Genomic DNA, 8,345 nt, shown 5'->3' with positions numbered 1-8,345 from the left:
GTTCCCCGCGCCCCTGAAAAGCAGGGGCCTGCGGCCCTGCAGTCGGCCCTGCGGGCCGATGAAAAAGCGGGGCGCAGCCCCCGCTTTTTCAGGGGCGCGGGGAACTGCGCGAGCAACTACGAACCACCCGCACCCGCTACACAACCTCACCCCCCGAGCTCTACCGCGACACCCGCCCCCGGAGGGACCGCGCCGCCGTCAACTCATCCGGCGTCAGAAGCAGTTCCTCGCGGCGGGTGCCCGACAGGGTGACGTCGACGGCGGGGAACACCCGCCGCTCGGCGAGCGCGAGGTCCAGGCGCAGCTCCATGTTGCCGGTGCTCTTCAGCTCCTCGAAGAAGAAGTCGTCGGCCCGGGAGCCGGTGTCCACCAGGGCGGTCGCGAGGATGGTCAGCGAACCGGCCTCCTCGGTGAGGCGCGCGGCGCCGAACAGCCGCTTGGGCCCGTGCAGCGCGGCGGCGTCGACACCCCCGCTGAGCGTCCGGCCACCGGAGGCGGCCGCGTTGTTGTGGGCCCGGCACAGCCGGGTCAGGGAGTCGAGGAGGATCACCACGTCCTCGCCCGACTCGACGAGCCGCTTGGCGCGCTCCACGACGAGTTCGGCGAGCGCGATGTGCTGCTTGGGCGCGCGGTCGAACGTCGAGGCGTACACCTCGCCCCGCACCGAGCGCCGCATGTCGGTCACCTCCTCGGGCCGTTCGTCGACCAGGACGACCATGAGGCGGGCCTCGGGGTGGTTGTCGGCGATCGCGGCGGCCAGCTGCTGCAGCAGTACCGTCTTGCCGGTCTTCGGCGGGGCGACGACGAGCCCGCGCTGGCCCTTGCCGATCGGGGCCACCAGGTTGATCAGCCGGCCCGTCGGACCGCTCGCCGGGTGTTCGAGCCGCAGCCGCTCGCGCGGGTGCAGCGGGGTGAGGTCACCGAAGTGCGGGCGTCCGCGCAGGGCTTCGGGCGTACGGCCGTTGATCGACTCGATCTCGGTGAGGCCGCGCCGGCCGTCGCGTACGCCTTCGACGGTGTCGCCCTTGCGCAGGCCGTACCGCCGGATCAGCGCGGCCGGCACCGGTGGATCGGAGGGGCCGGGCAGCCCGTCGGCACCGCGCAGATGGCCGCCCTGTCCGCCCGGCGGGATCTCCAGGACCCCGCCGATCCGGACCGGGGGCTGCCGCTGGGCGGAGGTGGATGTGGAGGTGGGTTCGAGTGTTGATGTGGGGGTGGTCATGGAGGTGGTCCTTTCGAGGACTTCACGGAAGCCGCTGACGCATGAGGAAGGGAGGAGAGAAGGCACCCACCTGCGGGTACGCGCGTTTTCGGCGGTACGCGAGAGGTGGTGCGGTGAAGCCGATGAGCCGGTCGAAGTCGTACGTCACGACTGGCGATTGGCTGGAGAGAACTCGACCTCGGGAGACGAGGTGAGAGAGACGGCACCGGCGCCCGGAACGGGGCGTAACACATGTGCCGAAGCCAGCGTACCACCAATCGTCGGGCGGCTTTAGTGATTTCCTTACCCGTGGCTTTTGAACTGATCACATCGGTGCGCCGTACTGAGAGGGACGGCGGCTCTGCCCACCCGAGCCCGGACCGCCGTACCGCCAGCGGTCTTCGCACGGAAGGAACATCGGGTGACGCTCTCCACGCGCTCAGGTCAACTGCCGGACACGGACGAGGCCGAGACCGCCGCCCCCGAACCGGCGGACGGTGATCGTGCCGAGCCTGTCGGACCGGATGCCGAGCCTGCCGGGCTCGAAGCCGAGTCCGCCGGGTCCGATGCCGAGCCCGCTGGGTCCGATGCCGAGTCCGCTGGACTCCGGCGTCGCATTCGGGCGTATCCGGCGGCGCTTCGGCGGAGGTATCCCGTCGCCGCGCGGGGGGTGTCCTGGGGTGTCACCGCGGTCGCGCTGCTGCTGGTGCTGTTCGCGCTGCTGATGCCGGGGAAGGTCGAGTACTTCACGGCGCGGCAGTTCTTCCGGCTGCCGGTGGAGCCGATTCTCGGGGCGGCCCTGCTGCTGGTGCTGCCGCGTCGGACGAGGCTGGTCGCGGCGGTGGCGACGGGGCTGTTCCTGGCCGCGCTGATCGTCGTGAAGGCGCTGGACATCGGCTACAACCAGTTCCTCGGACGCGGCTTCAACGTGGTCCTCGACTGGGGGCTGCTGGACGACGCCGAGTCGTATGTCGAGGACACCCTCGGCGGCACGGGCGCGATGATCGCGGTGGTCGCCCTCGTCGTGCTGGTCGTGCTGCTGTTCGCCGGGATGGCGTGGGCGATGGTCCGGCTGACGAACGTCCTGGTGGCCAACCGTGAACGGGCGATGCGGGGCACGGTCGTCGCGGGCACCGTGTGGATCACCTGCACCGCGCTCGGACTGACCACCGTCCAGGACACGGCGTTCGCCTCCCGGAACACCATCGGTTTCGTGCAGGACCGTTGGGCCCGGGCGCAGGAGACCCTCAAGGACGAGGCCGCCTTCGCCAAGGAGGTCAAGAAGGACAGGTTCGCCGATGTCCCCGCCGATCAGCTGCTGACCGGACTGCGCGGCAAGGACGTCATGATCGCCTTCATCGAGAGCTACGGCCGCGCCGCCCTGGAGGACCCGGCGATAGCGCCCGGCGTGACCGCGACCCTGGACGCGGCCCAGGGCGACCTGGACAAGGCGGGGTTCGCGGCGAAGAGCGGCTGGCTGACCTCGGCCACATACGGCGGCAGCAGCTGGCTCGGCCACTCCACGTTCCTCACCGGCCTGTGGATCGACAACCAGAGCCGCTATCGCACCGTCACCGCCGGCGAACGCCTCACCCTGCCCGGCGCCTTCGACAGGACCGGCGCCTGGCGGACCGTCGGCGTCGTGCCCGGAGTGCAGTACAACTGGCCGGAGGGCGACTTCTACGGCTTCGACCAGGTCTACGACTCCCGCGACCTCGGCTACCAGGGCCCGAAGTTCAGCTGGTCCACCATGCCCGACCAGTACACGCTGGACGCGTTCAGGAAGCTGGAGGACGCCAGGAAGGGCCGTAAGCCGCTGATGTCGGAGATCATCCTGACCTCCAGCCATCAGCCGTGGGCGCCGCTGCCGAAGATGGTCGGCTGGGACGAGGTCGGCGACGGGTCGATCTACAAGGACATCGAGAAGGCCGGCAAGGACCCGGCGGACGTCTTCACCGACCCCGTGAAGGTGAAGGAGGAGTACGGCAAATCCGTCGAGTACTCGGCCCAGGCGCTCCTGGAGTACATCGAGAAGTACGGCGACGACGACACCGTGCTCGTCTTCCTCGGCGACCACCAGCCCATGGCAAGCGTCAGCGGCAACGGCGCCGACCACGACGTCCCCGTGACGATCCTGGCCAAGGACCCCGAGGTCCTGGACCGCATCGCCGACTGGGGCTGGTCCGACGGCCTCCGCCCCGGCGACGACGCCCCCGTCTGGCGCATGGACTCCTTCCGGGACCGTTTCCTGACGGCCTACGGATCGGAGCCGGGCACCAGCGCCTCCCCCAAGCAGTGAGCGTTCTTACAGACCGCCTTCACCGATCCCCGCGCATACCTGCCATATGAACGCCCGATGGGCCTGAACCGTCGCTTTCATTGTTCTGTTCCCGGGCCGTCCCTACGCTTCCAGCACCGCACTTGGGCGGCAAGGGACAAGGGACTTGGCAATCATGGGTCGACTGCGCGGGAAAATCGCCTTCATCAGTGGAACCGGTGCCGGAATCGGACGGGCGGCGGCCGAGATATTCGCGGCGGAGGGCGCGCAGGTATTCGGCTGTGACATCGACGTGGACGCCGCCGCGGAAACCGTCGAAAGGGTGGGGAAGGCCGGGGGAGTGATGCGTTCCCTGGCGCCCGTGGACCTGTCCACCGAAGCGGGCGCCGGGGAGTGGCTCGCCGCCGGGATCAAGGCCTTCGGCGGCATCGACATCCTCTACAACAACGCCTCCGCCCTGCGGAACGGACCGTTCGACGAACTGTCGGCGGACGACTGGTACTTCACGATCCGCAACGAACTGGACATCCCGTACTTCTGTACGCGGGCCGCCTGGCCGCATCTGATCGCCCGCGGCGGCGGTGCCGTCCTCAACGTGGCCTCGGTGGCCGCCGTACGGGGGGCGCCCTTCATGCCGATGGTTCCGCACGGTGCCGCCAAGGGCGGGGTGCTGGCCATGAGCAAGCACCTGTGCGCGGCCGGCGCCCCGCACCGCATCCGCGTCAACACCATCGCCCCCGGTATGACCCGCACCTCGGCGACCGCGCCCTTCCTCGACGACCCGGACGGTCCCAGGGCGCGGTTGGAGGCCCGCATTCCCGTCGGACGGGTCGGGCAGCCCGAGGACATCGCCCGCGTGGCCGCGTTCCTCTGCTCCGACGAGGCGGCCTTCGTCAACGGCGCCAACCTCATGGTCGACGGCGGCGACAGCGCGATGGCCGGCTGAGACATGGACGTGGAGACGGGCCGGGACAGGGCCTGCCGACTCGACCACGTGGGCGTCAACGTACGTGACCTGGCGGCCCAGACCGCCTGGTACAAGGGCGCGTTCGGGCTGCGGACCGTCTTCGAGTTCACGCTCGAAGGACCCGGCCTGCGCGGTGTCGTCCTGGCGCATCCGAACCTGGGCTGGCGCATCGAACTGCTCGCCCGGCCGGGCTCCACCCCCGGCCCGCGCCCGCCGGACCCGCTGACCGCCTCCCTCACCGAGGGGTACGGGCACTTCGCGGTCACCACCCCCGAACTCGATCCCGTCCACGCGGCCCTGGTGGCCCACGGGGCGGGCGAGGTCATGGCACCCGGGCCCTCACCCGAGCCCGGAGTACGTATGGCCTGGGTCGCCGACCCAGAGGGAAATCTCATCGAACTCATAGAGAAGAACGCGGAGTGAGGGCACGCACATGACGGATTTGAGCATGCTGAAAAAGCTCGACAGAGGAACCCTCATAGCCTGCTGTCTGGCGGTGGCGGCGGCACAGTTGTGCATTACCGTGCCCTCGCCGATCAACGGAGAGATAACCTCCGAATTCGGCGCCTCAGCCTCCCAGGTGGCATGGGTGACGTCCGCGTTCATTCTGCCCACCGCGATTCTTGAACTGAATTTCGGTGTGGTCGGCGACATCTTCGGCCGGAAACGCCTGCTGGTCCTCGGCGGATTCGTCCTCGCCCTCGGTGAACTCCTCAACGCCACCGCCCAGTCGATCACCATGCTGTGGGTCGGCCAGGGAATCGCCGGTATCGGTGCCGCCGCCCTCTTCCCCTCCTCGCTCGCCGTGATCGCCGCCGCGACCCCCGACAAGCAGGACCGGGCCAAGGCCGTCTCCACCTGGGCCCTGAGCATCTCCCTCGCCTCCGCCGCGGGCCCGCTGTCCTCCGGTGTCCTCGCCACGGTCGCCGACTTCCGCTGGGCCTTCGTCCCACCCGTCGTCCTCGGCGTGCTCGTCGGTGTCGTCTGCTGGAAGTGGGTCACCGACTCCAGGGCACCCGAGGGCCGTTCGCTGGACTGGCCCGGCCAGATCACCATCGCCGTCGCGCTCACCGCGCTGCTGTGGGGTGTCATCGAGGGCTCCGACAAGGGCTGGGCCGACCCCGCCATCATCGGCGCGCTGGTCCTCGCGGCCGTCGCCCTCACCGGGTTCGTGTTCGCGGAGCTGCGCTCGGACTCCCCGATGATGAACCTCTCCCTGCTGAAGATCCCCTCCTTCGCGGCGGCCGCCGTTGTCGCCCTGGTCGGCATGCTCGGCTTCATCGGCACCGCCTACTGCGTCTCCATCCGCCTCGGCGCGGTGATGCACCTCAGCGCGCTCGATGCGGGCATGCCCTTCGTGATCCTCCAGCTGATCCCGCTGCTGCTGGCACCGGTGCTCGCCAGGATGCTCAGCCAGGTCGACGCCCGCTGGCTCCTCGCGGGCGGTCTGCTGCCGATGGCCGCCGGGCAGTTCTGGCTGGCCGCGATCCCGATCACCACGACCTCCCTGTCCGCCTTCATCGGCCCGGTCCTGCTCCTCGGCGTCGGCTTCATCTGCGTGGTCTCCTCGCTGACCCAGGCCGCCGTCAACGCCGTACCGATCGAGCTGACCGGTATGGCCAGCGGTGCCACCAGCCTGGTCCGCGAGTTCGGCCAGGCGCTCGGCCCGGCGGTCATCAGCGCGGTCGCCATGAGCACGGCGTCCGCCCAACTCGCCGGCAAGCTCACCGGCCCCGCCGCCGGCATCAACGAGGCGGGTGGCCCCCTCGCCGTCGTCAACGTCCCCGACGCCGGCGCCGAGGCCCAGGCAGCCGCCCAGGACGCCCTGGCCAGCGGCCTCGCCCTGGGGATGACGGTCTGCGGCATCGCGTCGTTGGTGGGCGCGGCGGTCACCCTGGTCCTCGTACGGAAGAGCTCCGCGCGCCGGACGAGCGGGGAACCGACGGCACAGGCCGCGGTGGTGTAGGGGCACACATGGTGGGGGGAGGGCCCTGGACGACTGTCCAGGGCCCTCCCCCTCGTGTACGGTCAGGCGTCCAACGCGTTGGTGATCGCCTTCACCCCGCCGTGCGCCGCGTACCCCCCGTCCACCGTGATCTCCGCCCCGTTGACGTACGACGACTCCTCCGAGAGCAGATACACCACCAGCGGCGCCACCTCGTCCACGGTGCCCGCCCGGCCCTGCGGCGTCATCGACAGATGGGCCTCGACGAACACCGGGTTCGCGGTGGTCATGAGCGGGGTCTCGATGTAGCCGGGGTGGATGACGTTCGTACGGATGCCGCGCGGTGCCAGCTCCAGCGCGGCCACCTTGGACAGGCCGCGCAGGGCCCACTTGCTCGTGGTGTACGCGACGGCGTGATGCGCGGTGAGGCCGGCGACGGAGCCGATGTTGACGATGGAGGAACCGGCGGGCATCAGCGGCGCCAGAGCCTGGATTCCCAGCATCGCACCCGTGGTGTTCACCGCGAACGCCCGGTTCCAGTCGGCGAGTCCGACCTCGCCGAGGCGGGCCCGCATGGGGATGCCGGCGTTGTTGACGAGGCCGTGCACGACCTCCAGTTCGGCGGCGAGGGCGGCCCAGTCGTCCGGGGAGGACACATCGAGGTGCCGGTAGCGGACGTCGAGGCCGTCGGCACGCGAGGACGAGGCCAGCTTCTCGCCGACCTCGTCGAGTACGTCCGTCGCGACGACCGTCGCGCCCTCCCGGGCGGCGGCCACGACCTCTGCGGCCCCCTGTCCCTGCGCGGCTCCGGTGATGACGACGGTGCGGCCCGTCAGACGCGTACGGCTCACGGTCTTCTTCCTCCCAGCGGCTCGGGGTCCACCCCCTCATACCAGGAAAGGGGGCCACCCCTCACGCTAGGAAGCCGGGGCGAGCTCCGGAAACGCGTCATCGCCATGGCTGGCATCCATGGCGCCGATCCGCCGCACCGGCGGCTCGTCCAGACAGGCCCCCACCCGCCGTACGGTCTCACGCAGCCAGCGGTGGGCTGGGTCGGAGTGCCGGTTGTGGTGCCAGTACATGGCCTCCACGAGCGGCACCTCCGGGAACGGCGTCGGTACGATCGCGCAGCGCGCGAAGCCCTCGTAGCGGCGGGCCAGCCGCTCGGGGACCACGGCGACGAGGTCGGTGCCGCTGACCAGGAACGGCAGCACACTGAAGCCGGGCGTGGTGACCTGCACCTTCGGGGTGATGCCGAGGGTCTCCAGCTGGCGGTCGGCGGGGGTGAGGCTCTTGCCGATGGCGCAGGCGGCGTGCGGCATCTCCGCCAGATCGCGCAGCCCGAGCCGCCCGTCCACCAGACGCGGATTGTCGGGGTCGACCAGACAGACGAACCGGTCGTGCATCACGGCCTCGCTCACCCCCGGCAGCTGATAGCCGAGCGGCACGATCATCAGGTCGTGGCAGCGCAGATGCGTCTCGGTCTCCAACTGGCCCTCGACGATCGGGTGGAAGTCGATCCGGACCCCGGGCGCCTCCTCGGCGATGACCCGGAGCAGCGGCTCCACGAGCACGGTCATCACATAGTCGGACATCACCACCGAGAAGCGCTGCCGACTGCGCCGGGGGTCGAAGCACCGCGTCAGTGACAGGGCCTCCTCCGCCTTGTGCAGGGAGGCCTGGACGACCGGCAGCAGCCGTTCCGCGAGCGGCGTCAGCTCGTACTCACGGCCGACCCGCACCAGCAGCTCGTCGTTGAAGTGGCGCCGCAGCCGGGCCAGCGAGCCGCTCATCGCGGACTGGCTGGTGTTCAGCCGGACACCGGCGTGGGTGACGTTCTTCGCTTCCAGGAGTGCTTCCAGCGCCACCAGAAGATTCAGGTCGATCGCTCCGAGACCCATGGTGTGTTCCCTTCCGGCCGCGTCGTAGAAGCCCGGTGAAATCGGAGCGTAAC

Annotated in this window: 6 protein-coding genes and 1 pseudogene; 4 read left to right on the top strand and 3 right to left on the bottom strand. The window is 70.0% G+C overall.

The window, feature by feature from the left end; all coding sequences use genetic code 11:
- Positions 1 to 178: 178 nt before the first annotated feature.
- Positions 179 to 1,222, bottom strand: a pseudogene (gene rho, locus ACWD4G_RS43300) (transcription termination factor Rho); the annotation flags it as partial.
- A 400-nt stretch (positions 1,223 to 1,622) separates the two neighbouring features.
- Between rho and ACWD4G_RS43295 the strand changes: the two are divergent.
- From ACWD4G_RS43295 to ACWD4G_RS43280, 4 genes are all read left to right on the top strand, one after another.
- On the top strand, positions 1,623 to 3,500 hold the full coding sequence (locus ACWD4G_RS43295; RefSeq protein ID WP_451303823.1) for a sulfatase-like hydrolase/transferase: 1,878 nt from the start codon (positions 1,623 to 1,625) through the stop codon (positions 3,498 to 3,500).
- Between the two features lie 154 nt (positions 3,501 to 3,654).
- Entirely contained in the window at positions 3,655 to 4,425 is a 771-nt protein-coding gene (locus tag ACWD4G_RS43290; RefSeq protein WP_451303821.1) for an SDR family NAD(P)-dependent oxidoreductase, read from the top strand.
- A gap of 3 nt (positions 4,426 to 4,428) precedes the next feature.
- Positions 4,429 to 4,869 (top strand): VOC family protein, encoded by a 441-nt coding sequence (locus tag ACWD4G_RS43285; protein WP_451303819.1) that lies wholly within the window; start codon positions 4,429 to 4,431, stop codon positions 4,867 to 4,869.
- 10 nt (positions 4,870 to 4,879) lie between these two features.
- Positions 4,880 to 6,412, top strand: coding sequence for an MFS transporter (locus ACWD4G_RS43280; protein ID WP_451303817.1), 1,533 nt, complete (start codon positions 4,880 to 4,882; stop codon positions 6,410 to 6,412).
- Between the two features lie 62 nt (positions 6,413 to 6,474).
- Here the strand turns inward: ACWD4G_RS43280 and ACWD4G_RS43275 are convergent, their stop codons facing one another.
- Together ACWD4G_RS43275 and ACWD4G_RS43270 are read right to left on the bottom strand one after the other, a co-directional pair.
- On the bottom strand, positions 6,475 to 7,242 hold the full coding sequence (locus tag ACWD4G_RS43275; RefSeq protein WP_451303815.1) for an SDR family NAD(P)-dependent oxidoreductase: 768 nt from the start codon (positions 7,240 to 7,242) through the stop codon (positions 6,475 to 6,477).
- Between the two features lie 66 nt (positions 7,243 to 7,308).
- Complete coding sequence (locus ACWD4G_RS43270) at positions 7,309 to 8,292, bottom strand: LysR family transcriptional regulator (protein WP_451303813.1); 984 nt, start codon at positions 8,290 to 8,292, stop codon at positions 7,309 to 7,311.
- Positions 8,293 to 8,345 lie beyond the last annotated feature (53 nt).

The sequence above is a fragment of the Streptomyces sp. NPDC002643 genome, from assembly GCF_053592555.1.
This window is presented reverse-complemented; position numbering and strand designations above follow the sequence as displayed.